The organism is Sandaracinobacteroides sayramensis (genome assembly GCF_022014495.1).
Lineage (GTDB): Bacteria > Pseudomonadota > Alphaproteobacteria > Sphingomonadales > Sphingomonadaceae > Sandaracinobacteroides > Sandaracinobacteroides sayramense.
Window position 1 is genome coordinate 49,318 of record NZ_JAKLSQ010000034.1, and the last position, 18,748, is coordinate 68,065.

At 68.6% G+C, this 18,748-nt stretch carries 18 protein-coding genes; 7 read left to right on the forward strand and 11 right to left on the reverse strand.

Features of this window, described 5'->3' with window-relative positions:
- Positions 1-58 precede the first annotated feature (58 nt).
- Entirely contained in the window at positions 59-1,057 is a 999-nt protein-coding gene (locus L6Q21_RS17455; protein WP_237832036.1) for an aldo/keto reductase, read from the reverse strand.
- 60 nt (positions 1,058-1,117) lie between these two features.
- Here L6Q21_RS17455 and glmM point away from each other — a divergent pair, with 60 nt between their 5' ends.
- From glmM to L6Q21_RS17480, 5 genes are all read left to right on the forward strand, one after another.
- Positions 1,118-2,452, forward strand: a complete 1,335-nt coding sequence (gene glmM, locus L6Q21_RS17460) for a phosphoglucosamine mutase (RefSeq protein WP_237832037.1) — start codon at positions 1,118-1,120, stop codon at positions 2,450-2,452.
- Positions 2,452-3,249 (forward strand): bifunctional hydroxymethylpyrimidine kinase/phosphomethylpyrimidine kinase, encoded by a 798-nt coding sequence (thiD, locus tag L6Q21_RS17465; protein WP_237832038.1) that lies wholly within the window; start codon positions 2,452-2,454, stop codon positions 3,247-3,249. The genes glmM and thiD overlap by 1 nt, the downstream gene beginning before the upstream one ends.
- Complete coding sequence (locus L6Q21_RS17470; RefSeq protein WP_237832039.1) at positions 3,246-3,854, forward strand: ribonuclease HII; 609 nt, start codon at positions 3,246-3,248, stop codon at positions 3,852-3,854. Before thiD ends, L6Q21_RS17470 begins: the two co-directional genes overlap by 4 nt.
- 200 nt (positions 3,855-4,054) lie before the next feature.
- Entirely contained in the window at positions 4,055-5,134 is a 1,080-nt protein-coding gene (locus L6Q21_RS17475; protein WP_237832040.1) for a site-specific DNA-methyltransferase, read from the forward strand.
- A gap of 294 nt (positions 5,135-5,428) precedes the next feature.
- Entirely contained in the window at positions 5,429-7,603 is a 2,175-nt protein-coding gene (locus tag L6Q21_RS17480) for a TonB-dependent receptor (protein ID WP_237832041.1), read from the forward strand.
- A gap of 90 nt (positions 7,604-7,693) precedes the next feature.
- Here L6Q21_RS17480 and L6Q21_RS17485 read toward each other — a convergent pair whose 3' ends face one another.
- The 10 genes from L6Q21_RS17485 to L6Q21_RS17530 all read right to left on the reverse strand — a co-directional run bounded on the left by L6Q21_RS17485 (position 7,694) and on the right by L6Q21_RS17530 (position 16,694).
- Positions 7,694-8,173, reverse strand: coding sequence for a hypothetical protein (locus tag L6Q21_RS17485; protein WP_237832042.1), 480 nt, complete (start codon positions 8,171-8,173; stop codon positions 7,694-7,696).
- 53 nt (positions 8,174-8,226) lie between these two features.
- Positions 8,227-9,723, reverse strand: a complete 1,497-nt coding sequence (locus tag L6Q21_RS17490; RefSeq protein ID WP_237832043.1) for a DEAD/DEAH box helicase — start codon at positions 9,721-9,723, stop codon at positions 8,227-8,229.
- 405 nt (positions 9,724-10,128) lie between these two features.
- A complete protein-coding gene (locus L6Q21_RS17495) occupies positions 10,129-11,691 on the reverse strand; it encodes an amino acid permease (protein ID WP_237832044.1) in 1,563 nt (520 codons plus the stop codon).
- Between the two features lie 86 nt (positions 11,692-11,777).
- Positions 11,778-12,161, reverse strand: a complete 384-nt coding sequence (locus L6Q21_RS17500; RefSeq protein ID WP_237832045.1) for a histidine triad nucleotide-binding protein — start codon at positions 12,159-12,161, stop codon at positions 11,778-11,780.
- Positions 12,158-12,478, reverse strand: a complete 321-nt coding sequence (locus L6Q21_RS17505) for a phosphoribosyl-ATP diphosphatase (protein ID WP_237832046.1) — start codon at positions 12,476-12,478, stop codon at positions 12,158-12,160. The genes L6Q21_RS17500 and L6Q21_RS17505 overlap by 4 nt, the downstream gene beginning before the upstream one ends.
- Complete coding sequence (gene hisF / locus L6Q21_RS17510; protein WP_237832047.1) at positions 12,475-13,239, reverse strand: imidazole glycerol phosphate synthase subunit HisF; 765 nt, start codon at positions 13,237-13,239, stop codon at positions 12,475-12,477. The genes L6Q21_RS17505 and hisF overlap by 4 nt, the downstream gene beginning before the upstream one ends.
- Positions 13,236-13,958 carry a 1-(5-phosphoribosyl)-5-[(5-phosphoribosylamino)methylideneamino]imidazole-4-carboxamide isomerase gene (gene hisA, locus L6Q21_RS17515; protein WP_237832048.1) on the reverse strand — a complete coding sequence of 241 codons (723 nt, stop codon included), beginning with the start codon at positions 13,956-13,958 and terminating at the stop codon, positions 13,236-13,238. Before hisA ends, hisF begins: the two co-directional genes overlap by 4 nt.
- Before the next feature lie 2 nt (positions 13,959-13,960).
- Complete coding sequence (gene hisH, locus L6Q21_RS17520) at positions 13,961-14,566, reverse strand: imidazole glycerol phosphate synthase subunit HisH (RefSeq protein WP_237832049.1); 606 nt, start codon at positions 14,564-14,566, stop codon at positions 13,961-13,963.
- A gap of 4 nt (positions 14,567-14,570) precedes the next feature.
- Positions 14,571-15,161, reverse strand: coding sequence for an imidazoleglycerol-phosphate dehydratase HisB (hisB, locus tag L6Q21_RS17525; RefSeq protein WP_237832050.1), 591 nt, complete (start codon positions 15,159-15,161; stop codon positions 14,571-14,573).
- Positions 15,162-15,245: 84 nt separating this feature from the next.
- Positions 15,246-16,694 carry a DNA recombination protein RmuC gene (locus tag L6Q21_RS17530; RefSeq protein ID WP_237832051.1) on the reverse strand — a complete coding sequence of 483 codons (1,449 nt, stop codon included), beginning with the start codon at positions 16,692-16,694 and terminating at the stop codon, positions 15,246-15,248.
- A 126-nt stretch (positions 16,695-16,820) separates the two neighbouring features.
- Between L6Q21_RS17530 and L6Q21_RS17535 the strand changes: the two genes are divergently transcribed.
- Together L6Q21_RS17535 and L6Q21_RS17540 are read left to right on the forward strand one after the other, a co-directional pair.
- A complete protein-coding gene (locus L6Q21_RS17535; RefSeq protein ID WP_237832052.1) occupies positions 16,821-17,735 on the forward strand; it encodes an SMP-30/gluconolactonase/LRE family protein in 915 nt (304 codons plus the stop codon).
- Positions 17,736-17,737: 2 nt separating this feature from the next.
- On the forward strand, positions 17,738-18,622 hold the full coding sequence (locus L6Q21_RS17540; protein ID WP_255696985.1) for a tyrosine-type recombinase/integrase: 885 nt from the start codon (positions 17,738-17,740) through the stop codon (positions 18,620-18,622).
- Positions 18,623-18,748 lie beyond the last annotated feature (126 nt).

The following is an 18,748-nucleotide window of genomic DNA, read 5'->3' on the forward strand; positions in this document are numbered from 1 at the left end:
AGAATTTGGCAGATTCGGTCTTGCCTGCCCGCGCCGTGGCGGCGCGGGCAGGGGCGTTTCAGAGCCGGACCATGCGGCGCATGGAAGCGCTGCCGTAGCGCTCGCCCGAGGTGGCGCCGATGGGGGCGGCCTTGTCGAGCGCGGCGAGATCGTCGGCGGTCAGCTTCAGCTTTGGCGCGCCGGCGTTGTCCTCCAGCGTCACGCGGCGCTTGGAGCCGGGGATCGGCACCACGTCCGGCCCCTGCGCCAGCAGCCAGGCGAGCGCCACCTGCGCCGGAGTGGCGCCATGCCGGTCGGCGACGGCCTTCACCGCTTCCACCGCCTTCAGATTGGCGTCAAAATTGGCGCCGGCATAGCGCGGATCGGTCTTGCGATAGTCGCTGTCGGGCAGCTCTTCGGCGCGCTTCACCTGGCCGGTCAGGAAGCCGCGGCCGAGCGGGGAATAGGGCACGAAGCCGATCCCGAGTTCGCGCACCACGGGGATGATGTCCTCCTCGACGGTGCGTTCCCACAGCGACCATTCGCTTTGCAGCGCGTCGATGGGATGGGTGGCGTGCGCGCGGCGGAGCGTTTCCGGGCCGGTTTCGGAAAGGCCGATGGCGCGGATCTTGCCTTCGCGCTTCAGCTCGGCGAGCGTGCCGACGACATCCTCGATCGGCACGTTCGGGTCGACGCGGTGCTGGTAGAAAAGGTCGATCCGGTCGGTTTTCAGCCGCTTCAGCGAGGCTTCGCAGACGGCGCGGATATTGTCCGGCCGGCTGTCGGTGCCGACCGAGCGGCCGTCGACGATCTCGAAGCCGAACTTCGTGGCGATGGTCGCCCGGTCGCGCCGGCCTTCCAGCGCTTCGCCCACCAGCTCCTCGTTCGCGTAGGGGCCGTAGATTTCCGCCGTGTCGAGGAAGTCGATTCCGAGGTCGAGGGCGCGGTGGATGGTGGCGATCGCCTCCGCCCGGTCGACCGGGCCATACATCGCCTTCATGCCCGATACCCCGGCCATTCCCATGCAGCCCAGACCAATTGCCGAAACTTCCAGCGTGCCCAGCTTTCGCCGTTCCATTCTTGCCTCCATCCTGTGCGAGCGCTTATTGCCGGGCTCCAAGTAGGAAGCGAGGCGGCGATGGCAAAGCGTTATTTCGGAACCGATGGCATTCGCGGCCCGGCCAACGGCCCGAAGATGACCCCGGAACTGGCCATGAAGGTGGGGCAGGCGGCCGGGCATCTGGCGCTGCGCGGCAACCGCAAGCACCGGGTGCTGATCGGCAAGGACACGCGGCTTTCCGGCTACATGCTGGAGCAGGCGCTGACGGCGGGCTTCACCAGCGTCGGCATGGATGTGGTGCAGGTGGGGCCGATGCCGACTCCGGCGGTGGCGCTGCTGACGCGCGAGCTGCGCGCCGACCTCGGCGTGATGCTGTCGGCCAGCCACAACCCCTTCCACGACAATGGAATCAAGCTGTTCGGGCCGGACGGCTACAAGCTTTCCGACGCGCAGGAAGAGGTGATCGAGGGGCTGGTGGAGGGCGGCGTGCCGCTGGCCGAAGGCGCCGCCATCGGCCGGGCGCGGCGCATCGAGGATGCGAGCGGGCGCTATATCCATGCGGTGAAGTCGAGCTTTCCCGAGGGGCTGCGGCTGGACGGGCTGAAGGTGGCGCTGGATTGCGCCCATGGCGCGGCCTATCGCGTGGCGCCCGAAGTGCTGTGGGAGCTTGGCGCGGAACTGACGAGCATCGGAGTCGCCCCCAACGGCACCAACATCAACGACAAGGTCGGCTCGACCCACCCGGAGGCGCTGGCGGCGAAGGTGCTGGAGGCCGGCGCCCATATCGGGCTGGCGCTGGACGGCGACGCCGACCGGCTGATCATCGTCGACGAAAAGGGGCGGGTGGTGGACGGCGACCAGATCATGGCGCTGATCGCCTTTTCGCAGGGGCAGGCCGGCACGCTGAAGGGCGGCTCGCTGGTGACCACCGTCATGTCCAACATGGGGCTGGAGAAATATCTGGAGGCACTGGGGATCGGCATGGTCCGCACCAGCGTCGGCGACCGGCATGTGCTGGAGGCGATGCGCCGGCTGGGCTGCAATGTCGGCGGCGAGCAGTCGGGGCATATCATCCTCTCCGACCATGCGACGACCGGCGACGGGCTGCTGGCGGCCTTGCAGGTGCTGGCGGTGCTGGTGGCTGACGGCCGGCCGGCGAGCGAGGTGCTGAACCGCTTCGAAGCCTGGCCGCAGTTGCTGAAGAATGTCCGCGCCGAGCCGAAGGTGCTGGAAACGGCGGGGGTGAAGCAGGCCATCGCCGACGCCGAGAAGGCGCTCCAGGGCAAGGGCCGGCTGCTGGTGCGCAAGTCGGGCACGGAGCCGCTGATCCGGGTGATGGCCGAAGGGCGGGACCAGGCGCTGGTGGCGAACAGCGTCGATTCGGTGTGCGACGCCGTGGCGAAGGCCGCCTGATGGCGGCCGATTCCCTGCCGCGGGTGCTGATTGTCGCCGGTTCGGATTCGGGCGGCGGCGCTGGCATTCAGGCCGATATCAAGACCGTCACCATGCTCGGCGGCTATGCGATGACGGCGGTGACGGCGATTACCGTGCAGAACACGCTGGGGGTCTCGGCCGTGCATGCGGTGCCGCCGGAGATCGTATCCGGGCAGATCCGCGCCGTGCTGGAGGATATCGGCGCCGACGCGGTGAAGATCGGCATGCTGGGCGACGGTGCCATCGTCGAGGCCGTCGCGCAGGCGTTGGAGGGGTTTCAAGGCCCCATCGTGCTGGACCCGGTGATGGTGGCGAAGGGTGGTGGGCAGTTGCTGGCCGACGAGGCGGTGGAAGCGCTGATGCGGCTGCTGCTGCCGCGCGCCACGCTGATCACCCCCAATGTGCCCGAGCTTTCGGTGCTGACGGACACGCAGGTGGCCGACGAGGCCGACATGCTGCTGGCGGCGCAGGAACTGGCCGCCCAGAGCCCGGCCGCCGTGCTGGCGAAGGGCGGGCATCTGACGGGCGGGATCGTCGTCGACTGGCTGGTGACCCGGCGCGGGGAGCAGCGCTTCGAGGCGCCGCGCATGTCCACCCCGCACACCCATGGCACCGGCTGCACGCTGGCGAGCGCCATCGCCACCGGGCTTGGTGCCGGCCTGCCGCTGGCGGTGGCGGTGGAACGCGGGCGGGCCTATCTGCAGGCGGCGCTGGCGGCGGCGCCGGGGCTGGGCCGGGGGCATGGCCCGCTGGGGCATAATTTCGCCCTGCTGTGAGCGGGCTGCAATGGGGCATCGAGGCGGATTTTTCCGGCCTCGTTTTCGGCGTCGACGAAGTGGGGCGCGGGCCGCTGGCCGGGCCGGTTGTGGCGGCTGCCGCCTGCCTGTTTTCCGATTCGGTGCCGGCCGGGCTGGGTGATTCGAAAAAGGTGCCGGAAAAGCGCCGCGAAGCGATCGCGGCGGGGCTTCGCCATGTGGCCGTCGCCGAGGCTTCGGTGGCTGAAATCGACGAGCTGAACATCCTGCGCGCCAGCCATCTGGCGATGGCGCGCGCGGTCGCGGCGCTGGCCGCGGAACTGGGGGCGCCGTCTATGGTGCTGGTGGATGGCAACCTCTTGCCGGGACTCGCTTTTCCGGCCCGCGCCATCGTCAAGGGCGATGCGACGGTCGCCTGTATCGCCGCCGCTGCGATCGCCGCGAAAGTGGCGCGCGACCGGCAGATGCGAGCGCTGGACCGGGCCTTCCCGGGATATGGCTGGGCCAGCAACAAGGGCTATGGTTCGGCAGCGCATCTGGAGGCCTTGCAGCGGCTTGGGCCGACGCCACACCACCGACGCTCCTTCGCGCCGGTCAAAAATTATTTTCCGAAGATTCCGGGCTGAGTCTTTTGGGCAACAGCCGCGACATCTGGTGGCTGGCGGGATTCCGTGGACTCAGCATCTAGTGCCGCTGGAACAGGGCGTGAACGCCCGAGTCGCTTTGTAAGGACTCTGCAATAAAGCCATGACTTGACGAGAGAATCCCTGAGAGTCCAGCCTAAGGGCATCGAAGAGACAGGGGATTTTGCGTGGCTCGGGACTTGATGGCCGACAGACTTTTGCGAGGCGACAGCATCGCGGAAATGGCGAAGCTGCCGGACGAGAGCGTCGACCTGATCTTCGCCGATCCGCCCTACAATCTGCAACTGGGCGGTGACCTGACCCGCCCGGACGGCAGCCATGTGGACGCGGTGACCGACAGTTGGGACCGCTTCGGCAGCTTCGGCGACTATGACCGTTTCACCCGCGACTGGCTGACCGAGGCGCGGCGGCTGATGAAGCCGGATGGCGGCCTCTGGGTGATCGGCACCTACCACAATATCTTCCGCGTCGGCACGATCCTGCAGGACCTCGGCTTCTGGGTGCTGAACGACATCGTCTGGCGCAAGTCGAACCCGATGCCGAATTTCAAGGGCACGCGCTTCACCAACGCCCATGAGACGCTGATCTGGGCCTCCAAGAGCCCGCAGGCGCGGCCGACGTTCAACTACAAGGCGATGAAGGCGCTGAACGAGGATCTGCAGATGCGCTCGGACTGGGTGCTGCCGATCTGCTCCGGCTCGGAACGGGTGAAGGTGGACGGGGTGAAGGCGCACCCGACGCAGAAGCCCGAAGCGCTGCTGCACCGCATCCTGCTGGCGACCAGCCATGAAGGCGATCTGGTGCTGGACCCCTTCTTTGGCTCGGGCACGACCGGGGCAGTTGCGAAAAGGCTCGGCCGCCGCTGGATCGGCATCGAACGCGAGGAGAAATACGCCCGGGTGGCCGAGGCGCGGATCGCCGCCGTCAAGCCGCTGGCGCCCGAGGACCGGGCGATCACCGGCGAGAGCCGCGCCGCGCCGCGCGTCGCCTTCGGGCAGCTGATCGAGACCGGCCTGCTGAACCCCGGCGCCATGCTGACCGACCGGCAGCGCCGCCACAAGGCACGGGTGCGGGCCGACGGCAGCCTGGCGCTGGAAGGCGGGCAGCAGGTGGGCCGGGCCGGCTCCATCCATCAACTGGGCGCGGCGGTGCAGGGGCTTCCCTCCTGCAACGGCTGGACCTTCTGGCACATCGAATCGCGCGGGCAACTGGTGCCGCTGGACCAGATGCGCGAAACCTATCGGGCGCGCGCCCACGGCTGAGGCCGCAGGCGTCACGATTGCGCGGGGATGAAACCCCCGCCGCCGGCGTCCGACCGCCGGTGAGCCCATGACACGCTCCGCCGCCGGTGGCGGCCCCGGCCTTCTACCCACTCGGGTCCGGTGCCGGCGGCGGAGCGGTCGCTTGCTTCAACAATTGAGACGGCGACTGTGGCGGCCCGTGGCTTTGGCGACGGGCCGCCATTTCCGGGCTTGCATAGATATGTTGTAACATCTAATTCCGGGCGCTCGATCAATTGAAGCCGGCCGGTCGCAGGCCGGATGGAGTAGCTGAATATGTCGTCTGCCCGTTTCCTTCTGCTGCTGGCCGCCTCCTTTTCGCCGATCGCGGCGCAGGCCGAGGATGCGCCGCCCGCGCGGGACGATCTGCACGGCAATCTGGGCACCGACATCGTGGTGACCGCGCCGTTCGCGCGCGAGCGCTTCACCCTGCCGACGGCCGTCGCCGTGCTGGACGGCGAGGCGCTGTTGCGCGACACGCGGCCGAGCATCGGCGAGACGCTGGCGCGCCAGCCGGGCGTGAGTTCCAGCTTCTTCGGCCCCAATGCGTCGCGGCCGATCCTGCGTGGCCTCGATTCCGAGCGGGTGCGCGTGCTGACCGACGGCATCGGCAGCTTCGACGTTTCCAACGTCTCGGCCGACCATGCGGTGGCGATCAACCCGCTGACCGCCGACCGGGTTGAGGTCGTGCGCGGCCCGGCCTCGCTGCTGTTCGGCTCCAGCGCCATCGGTGGCGTGGTGAACGTGACCGACCGGCGCATCGCCCGGGAAATCCCCGAGGAGTTCGCCCATATCGACGCGACCGCCAATTTCGCCACCGCCGCCAAGGAGCGCGGGGTGGCCGGCTCCGTCGATGTGCCGCTGGGAAGGTCCGGGCTGGTGGCGCATGCCGACGGCAGCTTCCTGAAGACCGGCGACTATCGCGTGGGCGGGCATATCTTCTCCAAGGCGTTGCGCGAGGAGGCCGAGCATGCCGCCGAGCATGAGGCGGAGCATCACCCCGAAGAGCATGAGGCGGCCGAAGTCGCGGAAAAGGCCCAGGCGAAGGGGCGCGTGCCCAACACCGATTCCCGGACATGGGAAGTGGCCGGCGGCCTGTCGTGGATCGGCGAGAAGGGGAATTTCGGGGTTTCCGTCGCGCGGATGGAAAGCAACTACGGCATTCCCGGCACGCTGACGCTGGCCGAACATCATCATGGGCATGACGACGGCCATGACGATCACGACGACCATGATCATGACGACGAGCATGATCATGACCATGAAGGCCACAGCCACGACAATGTGCGAATCGACATGCGCCAGACCCGGCTGGACGCGCGGGCCGAAGTGCCGATGTTCGGGGCCTTCGAGGCGCTGAAGTTCCGTTTCGGCTTCGCCGACTATCGCCATGACGAGGTGGAGGAAACGGGCGAGATCGGCACCAGCTTCTTCAGCAAGGGGCTGGAAGGCCGGCTGGAACTGGTGCAGCGCGACCGCGACGGCTGGAAGGGGGCGAGCGGGGTGCAGTATGTCTCCCGCCGGTTCCGCGCCGAGGGCGAGGAAGCGACCGTGCCGCTGAACATCACCGACCAGGTGGGCCTGTTCACCGTGCAGAGCAAGGATCTGGGCGGGCTGAAGCTGGAGGTCGGCGCCCGCTACGAGAATACGCGCGTGCGCTCGACTCCGATCGACGCCGACCGGCGGTTCAACGCCTTCTCGGGCTCGGGCGGGGTTTCGGTGCCGTTGGGCGATGCCTTCCGGATTTCCGGCAGCCTTGCCTATACCGAGCGGGCGCCGGCGGCCGAGGAGCTGTTCTCGAACGGCGCGCATGCCGCCACCCGCTCCTACGAAATCGGCAACCCGGACCTGAAGAAGGAGCGCAGCCTGGGCGCCGAAGCCGTGCTGCGCGGGCGGGGCGAGGGCTGGCGGTTGGAAGTCTCGGGCTTCTTCAACCGCTTCTACGACTTCATCTATCTGAACCCGACCGGCGAGGAAGAGCATGAGCTGCCGGTGTTCGCCTACAGCCAGGACGGCGCCCGCCACTGGGGCTTCGAGGCCGAAGGCCGCGTGACGCTGTTCGACCTGGGCGAGACGCGGGTGGAGGCGACCGGGCTCGTCGATTTCGTGCGCGCCGACATATTGGGCGGCAAGGGCGCCGCGCCGCGCATTCCGCCGCTGCGCTTCATCGCCGGGCTGGAGGCCGACGGCGGCCCGATCGGCGGCCGGGTGGAAGTGGAGCATGCGACGAAGCAGGACCGGGTGACGGAGTATGAGACGGAGACGCCTGGCTGGACGATGGTGAACGCCTCGGTAAGCTGGAAGCCGTTCGGGGCGGACAGCCCGACCATGCTGATCGCCAGCGTGAACAACATCTTCGACGTGGAAGCTCGCCGCCATTCGAGCTTCCTGAAGGAATTCGCGCCGCTGCCCGGCCGCGATTTCCGCCTGGGCGCGCGGCTGAGCTTCTGAGCCGGGGCGCCGGATTGCGGGGCCAATTGTTATCGGCCAGCGCCGTCTCCCCGGGTCAAGCCCGGGGAGACGAATTGAAATTAGTCCGATTCAGCCCGGCTGATTGGCGGGCGCTTGCGGGGACTTGCAGGCGAGGAGGAAGGTTTCGATCTTCGCCTGCTCCGGCGCGGGGGCGGTGGCGCGGCCGGCATAGGTGACGACCACCAGCCGACCGTTGCGGCGGGCGCCTTCCAGCAGGCCCGCCGGGTCGGCGATGGGGGTGTCGATTCGGGTCGGCCCTTCGGCCTTCGCGGTGCCGGAGGCGGCGAAGACCAGTTCCCGGCTGCCCTGAAAGACGCGGACGCCGGTTTCGAACGTCTCGTCCTGAAGATTGCGCGGCGGCTGGCGAACCCAGGTCGTCAGCAGGCTGTTGCCGCCGGCGCATTCCAGACGGAAGGCGCCATTGCTGCTCGCTTCGCCATGGGCGAGGCTGGCGACACCGCCAGCGGTTTCCAGTGTCCAGCCCGAGGCTTGCGCCAGAGCCGGAGCCGAAACCAGCGACAGGGCGAGGAGGAGGGGGCGAATCCGCATGCGATACGCCTTACGCCCGCGCCCGATCGCCGGCCAGCCTTTTCCCGGAAGGCTCAGGCGCCCGCGCGCCCCGGCCTTCCCCCGCCATTGCCGCCGCCCCGTCCACGGTGCGGTTTGCCGGCCGGCCGGCCGGCTTGCGAGCGCCCGGCGATCGGATGCGCGTGCGACGCCCGACCTTCTCCGGACCGGCCTTCTCGCGACTGGCCTTCGCGGGCCTGACCTTCGCGTGCGGGGCCTTCGCCGGCGCGGCGGGGGCCGCCGCCATGCCGGCGCTGCCCGCCGCGACCGCCGCCCTGACGGCCATCGGCCGAGCGCGGGGCGTGGCGGTGGCTGCCGACCTCGCCCGAGCGGGCATGGTCTTCGCGTTCCTGCCCGGGGCGCACCGGCACCGGCTTCGGCAGCTTTTCCGCTTCCTTCAGGAAGTTGGCCGGCAGCGGCAGCGGTTCCAGCTTCTGGCGGGTGAGCTTCTCGATGTCCTTCAGATAGGGCTTCTCGTCCGGCGCGCAGAAGCTGACGGCCACACCCTCGCGGCCGGCGCGGGCGGTGCGGCCGATGCGGTGCACATATTGCTCCGGCACGTTCGGAAGCTCGAAATTGATGACGTGGGAGACGGCGTCGATGTCGATCCCGCGCGCGGCGATGTCGGTCGCCACCAGCACGCCGATTTCCCCGCGCTTGAACTGGTCGAGCGCGCGTTCGCGTTGCGGCTGGCTCTTGTTGCCGTGGATCGCGGCGGAGCGCACGCCGGCGCCCTGCAGGTGGCGCACCACCCGGTCCGCGCCATGCTTGGTGCGGGTGAAGACCAGGCATTTGGCGAATTCCGGCTTCTTCAGCGTCAGCGTCAGCAGCGCCTGCTTTTCCGCCTGGTTGAGGTGGGTGACGAACTGCTGGATCTTTTCCGCCGTGGTGGCGACCGGAGTGACTTCCACCTTCACCGGGTTGCGCAGGTAGCGGCCGGCCAGTTCCGAAATCGAATTGGGCATGGTGGCCGAGAAGAACAGGCTCTGCCGCTGGCGCGGCACGATCTGGGCGATGCGCTTCAGCGCGTGGATGAAGCCGAGGTCCAGCATCTGGTCGGCCTCGTCCAGCACCAGCACTTCCACCTGATCTAGGAGGAGCGAGCGGCGGTCCACCAGGTCGAGCAGGCGGCCGGGCGTGGCGACCAGCACATCGGCGCCCGACACGAGCTGCTTTTCCTGCCGGGGGATCGGCACGCCGCCGAACACCGTCAGGATGGTCAGCTTCTGGAAGCGGGCATAGGCGCGGAAGCTGTCGGCGATCTGCGTCGCCAGTTCGCGCGTGGGGGCCAGCACCAGCACGCGCGGCGCCATCTTCCTGCGCGGCGCCGGGTTGCCGATCAGATAATGCAGGATCGGCAGCGCGAAGGCAGCCGTCTTGCCGGTGCCGGTCTGAGCGATGCCCAGCAGATCCTTGCCTTCCAGCGCGGGCGGAATGGCCTGTAGCTGGATCGGGGTGGGGGTTTCATAGCCCTCTTCGGCAAGCGCCATGAGGAGCGGCTGGGCAAGACCCAGCGATTCAAAATTGGTCATTGGTCGTCTTTCAAGTCTGACCCGCGCGCAGCTTCGCGTTCGCACTGCGCTTGAGCCGGTCAGACATCCCGCGTGGCAGGAATGTCGTGGGGAGGCGCAGCGGCAAACCCGGGGTCGGTTCGGGGGGCGGAAAGCCCCGCGCGTCGATCACGCGCCCCGGCGACTGGGCTCCTCGCACACCCAAGGCTGGGTGGAGGCCATCGCTGCGCTGCGGCATATACGGGTGCAGGGCCGGAAATGCAAGGAGAGGTGATGGGGCCGTGCGAATGGAGCCGGACACGCCGTCACCCCGGGTCAAGCCCGGGGTGACGGGTTCGTTTGCGGGCGATTGCAAGGACGGGCGATTGCAGGCGCGAGGTCGGAAAAGGAAGGGGCCGGGAAGTTTCCTTCCCGGCCCCATCTTTATCAGGCGTCTTTCCCGCCCGGCGTCGGCGCGCCCGGCATGGGCGGCACCGGCAGCGGCGGCGCGTCCGGGTCGCCCTCGTGCACGTCGATGATGCCACGCCCCACATGGCTCTTGCGGTAGCCGTAGAGGAAATAGAAGACGAGGCCGATGGCGCCCCAGATGGGCAGCACCAGGATCGCCTTCACCGGCAGCGAGACATAGAGATAGACGCAGCCGACGATCGCCAGCGGCGCCACCAGCCAGACGGCGGGGGTGCGGAACGGCCGGTGCCGGTCCGGCTGGGTGCGCCTCAGGATCAGCACCGAGATCGCCACCATGAAGAAGGCGAACAGCGTGCCGGCGTTGGCGATGGCCGCCAGCTCGCCGACCGGCAGGAAGGCCGCCGCGAAGGTGACGGCGACGCCGGTGATGGCGGTGATGATGTGCGGCGTCTTCCACTTGGGGTGGATGGTCGACAGCTTCTCGGGCAGCAGGCCGTCGCGCGACATCACGAAGAAGATGCGCGTCTGGCCGAACAGCATGACGAGGATCACCGACGGCAGCGCCAGGAAGGCCGCGAGGCCGATCAGGTTGCCGAAGTTCAGATAGCCGACTTCGCGCAGCACATGCGCCAGCGCTTCCTTCGAGCAGGCGAGCGGCTCCTTGCCGAGGCCGGCCAGTTCGCCGCAGCGGGCGAAAAGCTCCGGCGAGCCGGGGGAGAGCCAGTTGCCCAGCGCGTCGGTGACGGGCTGGGCGCCGAGCGGCGAGCCGATCGCGCCGGCCGCCACCAGCATGTAGAAGACGGTGCAGATGCCGAGCGATCCCAGCAGGCCCAACGGCACGTTGCGCTGCGGGTTCACGGTTTCCTCGGCGGCGGTCGAAACCGCGTCGAACCCGACATAGGCGAAGAAGATCGAAGCCGCCGCCGCCGAGATGCCGGCGAAGCCCATCGGCGCGAAGGGGGCGAAATTGTCCATCTTCATCACCGGCAGGGCGAGCACGACGAAGGCCGTCAGCGCCGCGACCTTGATCGCCACCAGCACGGCGTTCACCCGGGCGCTTTCCGTGGTGCCGACGATGAGGAGGCCAGTGACCAGCAGCGCGATCGCGACCGCCGGCAGGTTCATGATTCCGCCGGCATAGGGCCCGCTCACCAGCGCCATGGGCAGTTCGATCCCGAACCAGCCTTTCAACTGGCCCACGAAATAGCCGGACCAGCCGACGGAGACGGCGGAAGCCGCCACCGCATATTCCAGCACCAGCGCCCAGCCGACCATCCAGGCCAGCACTTCGCCCATGACGGCGTAGGTGTAGGTGTAGGCGGAGCCGGAGACCGGCACCATGGAAGCGATTTCGGAATAGCAGAGCGCCGCCACGCCGCAGACGAGCCCGGCGAGCACGAAGCTCAGCAGCATGCCCGGCCCGGCGAACTGCGCGGCTTCCGACGTCAGCACGAAGATGCCGGTGCCGATGATGGCGCCGACGCCCAGCAACGTCAGTTGCCAGGCGCCCAATGTTCTGGTGAGACTTTTCTTTTCAGCGGTTGCGAGAATGGCGTCGAGTGGCTTGATGCGCCAGGACATTCGGTTCCCTTCCTGAACCCCGGAACCCTCTCAGGGCTCACGGGTGAATATTATGGAACGGAAACTGTCCTGTCGCGCCGCGATGGTCAAGCGTCGCGAAGCAGCATCGGCCCCAAAGGCTTGCCGCCGAAGATGTGCACATGCAGGTGCGGCACCTCCTGGTGGCTGTTGGTGCCGGCGTTGGCTAGGATGCGATAGCCATCCTCTTCCAGCCCCAGTTGCCGGGCAACTTCGCCCACGGCGCGCCAGAAACCGGCCTGAAGGGCGTCCGGCGCGTTCACCGAGAAGTCCGCCAGGCTGACATAGGCGCCCTTCGGGATCACCAGCACATGCACCGGCGCCTGTGGGTTGATGTCGTGGAAGGCGAAGGCATGTTCGTTTTCGAACACCGGCTTCGAAGGGATCTCGCCGCGCAGGATGCGGGCGAAGATGTTGTTCGAATCATAGGGCGTGCCGTTCTTCACTGTCATTTCCGTCTCCCGGCTTTCTCGTCGAGGCCAGACTGGCCTTCGCGCCGCTCCAGTTCGGCGCGAACCTGATCGAGGCTTATGCCGCGTTCGCCGAGCAGGATCAGCAGGTGGAAGATCAGGTCCGCCGCTTCGCCGATCAGCGCCTCGTCGTCCTGCGCGATCGCCGCGATCACCGTTTCCACCGCTTCCTCGCCGACCTTTTCCGCCAGCTTCAGCCGCCCCCTGGCGGCCTGCCTCGCCACATAGCTGCTTTCCGCCGCGCCCTGCTGCAGGCGTTCGGCGATGAGGGTTTCCAGTCGGTCGAGAATGTCGGTCATGCGGGTCTCACGGGAACGCCGGCGGCGGCGAGCGCGCGTTTCGCGTCGGCTACGCTCGCCTCGCCGAAGTGGAACAGGCTGGCGGCGAGCACGGCGGAGGCGCCGCCTTGCGTGACGCCCGCCACCAGATCGGCAACTCCGCCGACGCCGCCCGAGGCGATCACCGGTACCGGCACGGCGGCGGCGATGGCGCGCAGCAGCGGCAGGTCGTAGCCGGAGCGGGTGCCGTCCCGGTCCATGGAGGTCAGCAGGATCTCGCCGGCGCCGAGCGTGGCGACCTGCCGCGCGAAGCCGACCGCGTCGAGGCCGGTGGCGCGGCGGCCGCCATGGGTGAAGATTTCCCAGCGGCCGGGCGCCACCGACTTCGCGTCGATCGCCACCGTGATGCACTGCTCGCCGAAGCGTTCCGCCAGTTCGCCCACCAGTTGCGGGCGGGCGACGGCGGCGGAGTTCACCGATACCTTGTCGGCGCCGGCCTTCAGCAGGGTTCTCACATCGTCCGCCGTGCGCACGCCGCCGCCCACCGTCAGCGGCATGAAGCAGCGCTCGGCGGTTTCGGCGACGATGTCGAACAGGATCGAGCGATCCTCATGGGTGGCGGTGATGTCCAGGAACACCAGTTCGTCCGCCCCTTCCGCGTCGTAGCGGCTGGCGGCCTCCACCGGGTCGCCGGCGTCGCGCAGGCCTTCGAAGTTCACGCCCTTCACCACGCGGCCGCCGGCTACGTCCAGGCAGGGGATGACGCGGACGGCGAGAGTCATCGGGCGGAGTCCAGCGCGGCCTTCAACTCTATGCGGCCATCGTAGAGCGAGCGGCCGGCGATCACCCCTTCGATCCCGCGCTTCACGCGCAGCGCGCGGATTTCCGCAAGATCGGCCAGCCCGCCCGAGGCGATGACCGGTAGCTTCACCGCGCGCGCCAGTTCGGCGGTCGCCTCGATATTGACACCGCTCAGCAGCCCGTCGCGGCCGACATCGGTGAAGAGCAGGGCGCCGACGCCGGCGTCCTCGAAGCGGCGGCCCATGTCGGCGACCGGCACGTCCGACACGTCCGCCCAGCCGCGCGTGGCGACGCGGCCGTCGCGGGCGTCGACCGCGACGACGATCCGGCCCGGATGGTCGCTGGCGGCGGTGCGGACGAGGCCGGGGTCGGTGAGGGCGGCGGTGCCGATCACCACCCGTTCGACGCCGAGGCGGAACCAGCGCTCGATGGCGGAGAGCGTGCGGATGCCGCCGCCGACCTGCACCTTGGCGGAGGTGGCGGCGAGGATCGCTTCGACGGCCGCGGCGTTGCGGGCCTCGCCGGCGAAGGCGCCGTCGAGATCGACCACATGCAGCCATCTGGCGCCGGCCTCGTCGAACGCACGGGCTTGGGCGGCCGGATCTTCGGCGTAGACGGTGGCGCGGTCCATGTCGCCCTCGGCGAGGCGGACGACCTGTCCGGCCTTGAGGTCTATGGCGGGGTAGATCGTGAAGGGCATGTTCAGGGGCGCCAGTTCAGCCAGCGGGTGAGGAGGGCGAGGCCATAGGCCTGGCTTTTCTCCGGGTGGAATTGCACGCCAAGCATGGTGTCGCGCTGGACGGCGGCGGTGACGGCGGCGCCATAGCTTGCGGTGGCGGCGAGGTGGGCGGCGTCCGCCGTTTCGAAGGCGTAGCTGTGGACGAAATAGGCGTAGCCCGCTTCGAGGAGGCCGGGGCCGCCGGGAGCGACTTCGTTCCAGCCGATCTGCGGCACCTTCAGCCCTTCGGGCGCCATGCGGCGCACCGCGCCCGGAACCCAGCCGAGGCCGCGATGCACGCCGAACTCATGGCCTTCGTCCGCCATCAACTGCATGCCGACGCAGATGCCGAGGAACGGGCGGGCGTGTTCGCGGACGGCCCTGTCGAGCGCTTCCTCCAGGCCCGGCACGGCGCGCAGCGCTGCGGCGCAGGCGCCGAAGGCGCCGACGCCGGGGAGGACGATGCGCTCGGCCGACAGCACGTCCGCGGGGCTGGAGGTGACGCGCACGGAAGACGCGCCGGCCGCTTCCAGCGCCTTGGCGGCCGAGCGCAGATTGCCCGCGCCATAGTCGATGAGGGCGACCGCCATGGCGCTAGACGAGCGTGCCCTTGGTGGACGGGATGCTGCCGAGCTGGCGCGGATCGAGCCCGACCGCCTGCTTCAGCGCCCGGGCGAGCGCCTTGAACAGGCCTTCGGCGATATGGTGGTTGTTGCTGCCGTAGAGCGCTTCGGCGTGGAGGGTGATTCCGGCCGCCTGCGCGAAGCTGTGGAAGACGTGCCAGAACAGTTCCGTATCCATCTCGCCCAGCCGGCTTTGCGAGAAATTCACCTTCCAGACGAGGAAGGGGCGGCCGGAAATGTCGAGCGCGACGCGCGCCAGCGTCTCGTCCATCGGCACATAGGCGTGGCCGTAGCGGGTGATCCCGGCGCGGTCGCCGAGCGCCTTGCCGAAGGCTTCGCCGAGCGCGATCGCCGTGTCCTCGACCGTGTGGTGCGCGTCTATGTGCAGGTCGCCGACCGTCTGGATGTCGAGATCGAAGAGGCCGTGGCGGGCAAGCTGGTCCAGCATATGGTCGTAGAAGCCGATGCCGGTGGAAATGGAGCGCCGGCCCGTGCCATCGAGGTTGACGGTGACGGAGACATCGGTTTCCGACGTCTTGCGGGTAACGGTTGCAATGCGCATCGAGCGGCCCTTTCGAGGCCCGGGGCTATAGCAGGCGGGCGCGGAGGTTCAACTGCGGTTCAACAGCGGTTGAACGGCGGAGCTTCAGCCCTTGCCGTCCAGCCGCTGCATTTCGGGCGCCTGCACCAGCCGCAGGGCCTTTTCGACGGGGGCAAGCTCCGGGATCGGCTTCTTGCCCTTGTCCACGCCCATTTCGGGGAATTTCCGCGCCTTGGTGAGGACGCGGGCTTCGAGCGAGGCGATGAAGTCGTTGTAGGCGCCCGTCGCTTCGCCGAGGTTGCGGCCGACCCGGCCGACATGCTCGGTCATGGTGGCGAGGCTGGCGTAGAGGTCGGCGCCCAGTTCGCCGATGGCGCGGGCTTCGTCCGCCATCTTCTCCTGCCGCCAGACCATGGCGACGACGCGGGCGATGGCCAGCAGATTGGTCGGGCCGGCGAGCAGGATCCGCTGGTCCAGCGCCCAGGCGAGGAGATCGAGATCCTGCTCTAGCGCGGCGGAGAGGAAATTCTCGCCCGGCAGAAACATCACCACGAAATCCGCCGATTGCGCGAATTCCTTCCAATAGGCCTTTTCGCTGAGCCCCTTGGCGTGGTTGCGGACCGAGAAGGCGTGGCGCTTCAGCGCCGACAGCCGCTCCGCCTCGCCCTCGGCCTCGGAAGCGGCGAGATAGTCGGCGAGCGAGCATTTGCTGTCCACCACCAGCTCGCGGCCGCCGGGCAGCTTCAGCACCGCGTCGGGCCGGCGGCGCTGGCCTTCCGTGTCGGTCGTGCTGGCTTGCAGCTCGAAGTCGATGCCTTCGCGAAGCCCGGCCATTTCCAGCACGTTGCGAAGCTGCGCCTCGCCCCAGGCGCCCGACGCCCGGGAGGAGGAGCGCAAGGCGGCGACGATCTTGTTCGCTTCTGCTTTCACCGCCTGCTGGCCGAGTGCCACCGACTGCAGCTGCTCGCTGAGCGAGCCATAGGCCTGCTCGCGCTTCGTCTCCAGCGCCTTCAGTTCGTCGCCGTAGCGGGCAAGGGTTTCCTTCATCGGCGTGACGAGGCTCGCCAGCGCCTCGCGGCTGTCCGTCAGGCCCTTGGCGGCTTCCGCCCGGTGCAGCTTCAGGGTTTCGGCCGCCTGTTCCGTGAATTGCTTCTGCGCCCGCTCCAGCGCTTCGGCGGCGAGGCGCTGGAATTCGCCGCGCATTTCCTCCAGCTGGCGCGCGTGCACGCGGTCCCGCTCGGTCAGCGCCTCCGTCTGCACCCGGTCCCGCTCGGCGAGTGCCAGATGATGCGCGCGGTCGCGTTCGGCCGCGCTCGATTCGGCGGCGGCCAGGGCCGCTTGCAGCTCCGCCGCGCGGCCCATGAAGGGGCGGGCTTCTTCCGCCTGCGCCTTGAAGGAGGCCACCTCCGCCACGGCCCGGCCCAGCGCTTCCCGCCGTTCGGCGAGCTCGTTTCGGCTGGAGGCGAGCGGCTTGCCCCAGATCGCCCAGCCGGCCGCCATTGCCACGAGCAGGCTGAGGAGGATGACGAGGGCGATGACCAGTTCGGGCGACATGTTTGGAACATTAGGCGAACATTGGTTGGCGAGTCACGCTATTTCTTCTGCGCCTTATTTCTTCTGAGCCTTGTCCGTTTCAGGCGCGCGTGAAAGCATTCGCCTGAAGAAAGCAGGGGAGTGAGCATGGAGTTTCGGATTCTGGCCGAAGGCCTCGCCTTTCCGGAGGGGCCGGTGTTGATGGACGATGGCTCGGTGATCGTCGTGGAGATTGCCGCGGGGCGGGTGACGCGGGTGCGGCGCGATGGCTCGACGCAGGTGGTCGCCACCCCGGGCGGCGGGCCGAACGGCGCGGCGATCGGGCCGGACGGGGCGCTATATGTCTGCAACAATGGCGGTTTTCAGTGGGCGGAGGTCGAGGGGCTGCGCGTCCCCGGCAACGTCGCGACGGATTATGTGACCGGCCGGATCGAGCGAATCGACCTTGGGACCGGCAAGGTGGAGCGGCTCTACGACAGTTTCGAGGGGCATCGGCTCTCCGGCCCGAACGACATCGTCTTCGACGCCCATGGCGGTTTCTGGTTCACCGACCTCGGCAAGCATTTCGCGCATCACACCGACCATGGCGGACTCTACTATGCAACGCCGGACGGGCGGACGCTGAAGCGCGCCGTGCACGGGCCGGACTTCAACGGCGTCGGCCTGTCGCCGGATGGCAAGACGGTTTACGCCGCCGTCTGCACCCGCTGCTACATATTGGCGTTCGACATCACCGGGCCGGGCGAAGTCGCGCCGTCGCCGCTGGCCGCCGTGCCGGGGCGGCTGGTGGCGGACTTTCCCGGGCGGACGCTGCTCGATTCGCTGGCGATGCTGGAGAGCGGCCGGATCGCGCAGGCGACGCTGGTGGACCGGCCGGGGATCGGTGTCGCCGATCCGGCGACCGGGGACATCGTCTATCACCCCTTCCCGGACCTGCTGACGACCAACATCGCCTTCGGTGGCGCCGACATGCGCGATGCGGCGGTGACGCTGTCCTCCACCGGCAAGCTTGCACTTGCCCGTTGGGACGAGCCGGGATTGCGGCTAAACCATAAGGCGTGACCCTGCCGACCGATCCCCGCGCCATCGCCCTGTTCCTCGACATGCTGATGAGCGAGCGGGGGGCGGCGGCGAACACGGTTTCGGCCTACAGGCGCGATCTGGAGGGCGCTTCCGCCGATCTGTCGGGCGGGTTGACGGCGTCGGGGACGGACGAGCTGGAGCGGCTGTTCGCCGGCTGGGCGGAGCTGGCGGCGGCGAGCGTGGCGCGCAAGCGCTCGGCGCTGAGGCGCTTCTTCGCCTTTCTGGTGGCGGAGGGCATCCGCGGCGACAATCCGGCGCTGGCGATCGCCGGGGTGAAGCCGGGGCGGCCATTGCCGAAGACGCTTTCCATCGAGGAGGTGGACCGGCTGTTCGCGACGCTGGACGAGTTGCTGGCCGCCGATGCGAATCCGCCGCTCGTGCGGCTGAAGGCGCTGATGGAGCTGCTCTATGGATCGGGGTTGCGGGCGACCGAGCTGGTTTCCCTGCCGCGCAACGCCATCCGCCCGCCGCAGCCTTTCGCCATCGTGACGGGGAAGGGGAACAAGGAGCGGCTGATTCCGCTGTCGCCCACCGCCTTGCGGGCGGTGGAGGCGCAACTGGCGCTGGTGCCGCGCGAAAGCCGCTATCTGTTCCCGTCCGGCAAGGGGCATCTGAGCCGCGTCTGGCTGTATAAGCTGGTGCAGGGGCTGGCGGCGAAGGCGGGAATCGCGCCCGAGCGGATTTCGCCACACGTGCTGCGCCACGCCTTCGCCACCCATATGCTGGCGAATGGCGCCGACCTGCGCGCCTTGCAGACGCTTCTGGGCCATGCCGATATCTCCACCACCGAGCGTTACACGCATGTGGAAAGCGCCCGGCTGGTGGCGACGGTGAAGGGGCTGCACCCGCTCGCGGATGAGGGATAGGCGGTTAGGCGGTTCGAACCGAAGCAGACACCACCCCGTCACCCCGGGCTTGACCCGGGGTGACGGGGGGTGGGGTTGCAGAGGTTTGAATCTTCCTTCCGGTCCGCCGGAAGGTTGGGCGGCTAT

Coding starts and splice junctions, on each gene's coding strand:
- L6Q21_RS17455 (WP_237832036.1), bottom strand. CDS start 1,057: ATGGAACGGCGAAAGCTGGGCACGCTGGAAGTTTCGGCAATTGGTCTG.
- glmM (WP_237832037.1), top strand. CDS start 1,118: ATGGCAAAGCGTTATTTCGGAACCGATGGCATTCGCGGCCCGGCCAAC.
- thiD (WP_237832038.1), top strand. CDS start 2,452: ATGGCGGCCGATTCCCTGCCGCGGGTGCTGATTGTCGCCGGTTCGGAT.
- L6Q21_RS17475 (WP_237832040.1), top strand. CDS start 4,055: ATGGCCGACAGACTTTTGCGAGGCGACAGCATCGCGGAAATGGCGAAG.
- L6Q21_RS17480 (WP_237832041.1), top strand. CDS start 5,429: ATGTCGTCTGCCCGTTTCCTTCTGCTGCTGGCCGCCTCCTTTTCGCCG.
- L6Q21_RS17485 (WP_237832042.1), bottom strand. CDS start 8,173: ATGCGGATTCGCCCCCTCCTCCTCGCCCTGTCGCTGGTTTCGGCTCCG.
- L6Q21_RS17490 (WP_237832043.1), bottom strand. CDS start 9,723: ATGACCAATTTTGAATCGCTGGGTCTTGCCCAGCCGCTCCTCATGGCG.
- L6Q21_RS17495 (WP_237832044.1), bottom strand. CDS start 11,691: ATGTCCTGGCGCATCAAGCCACTCGACGCCATTCTCGCAACCGCTGAA.
- L6Q21_RS17500 (WP_237832045.1), bottom strand. CDS start 12,161: ATGACAGTGAAGAACGGCACGCCCTATGATTCGAACAACATCTTCGCC.
- L6Q21_RS17505 (WP_237832046.1), bottom strand. CDS start 12,478: ATGACCGACATTCTCGACCGACTGGAAACCCTCATCGCCGAACGCCTG.
- hisF (WP_237832047.1), bottom strand. CDS start 13,239: ATGACTCTCGCCGTCCGCGTCATCCCCTGCCTGGACGTAGCCGGCGGC.
- hisA (WP_237832048.1), bottom strand. CDS start 13,958: ATGCCCTTCACGATCTACCCCGCCATAGACCTCAAGGCCGGACAGGTC.
- hisH (WP_237832049.1), bottom strand. CDS start 14,566: ATGGCGGTCGCCCTCATCGACTATGGCGCGGGCAATCTGCGCTCGGCC.
- hisB (WP_237832050.1), bottom strand. CDS start 15,161: ATGCGCATTGCAACCGTTACCCGCAAGACGTCGGAAACCGATGTCTCC.
- L6Q21_RS17530 (WP_237832051.1), bottom strand. CDS start 16,694: ATGTCGCCCGAACTGGTCATCGCCCTCGTCATCCTCCTCAGCCTGCTC.
- L6Q21_RS17535 (WP_237832052.1), top strand. CDS start 16,821: ATGGAGTTTCGGATTCTGGCCGAAGGCCTCGCCTTTCCGGAGGGGCCG.